Annotated in this window: 1 protein-coding gene; it reads left to right on the plus strand. The window is 64.6% G+C overall.

The genetic code is table 11. The features are described 5' to 3' along the window. On the plus strand, positions 1–538 hold a 538-nt coding region (locus IEZ19_RS50150; RefSeq protein ID WP_308429117.1), incomplete at its 5' end, for a group II intron maturase-specific domain-containing protein. Positions 539–551: the final 13 nt, after the last annotated feature.

A 551-nucleotide genomic window follows, 5' to 3' on the forward strand; every position in this document is an offset into this window, starting at 1 on the left:
CGTGGTCGAGCAGCGGCTGAAACTGAAGGTCAACCGGGAGAAGTCGAAGGTAGTCCCAGCTTCCGTCGCGACGTTGCTGGGGTTCGGCTTCTACTTCATCCGGGGCGGGGTGAAGATCCGGATCGATCCGAGGGCGCTGGCGCGCTGGAAGACGAAGATCCGGGAGCTGACCTCGCGGCGGTGGAGCATCGCGATGGACGAACGTATCGCGAGGATCAACCGCTTCATGACCGGATGGATGGGCTACTTCCAGCTCTCGGACGCCTCCAGGCCGTTCCGGGATCTGGACGAGTGGCTTCGCCGCAGGATGCGGCAGATCCGCTGGAAGGAGTGGAAGATCCCCCGGACCCGCCGGGCGAACCTGCGCAGGCTCGGAATCAGCGAGTCGTTCTCCCACCAGTGGGGGAACAGCAGCAAGGCTTACTGGCGGATCGCGGGCTCTCCCGTCCTCCAGCGGGCACTGCCCAACGCCTACTGGGACGACCTCGGTCTGCTCACACTCAAGCCGACCTGGCAACGACTGAGATCAGCTCGATGAACCGCCGGATGCG

This window comes from Streptomyces brasiliensis, from assembly GCF_014647875.1.
Classification (GTDB): domain Bacteria; phylum Actinomycetota; class Actinomycetes; order Streptomycetales; family Streptomycetaceae; genus Streptomyces; species Streptomyces brasiliensis.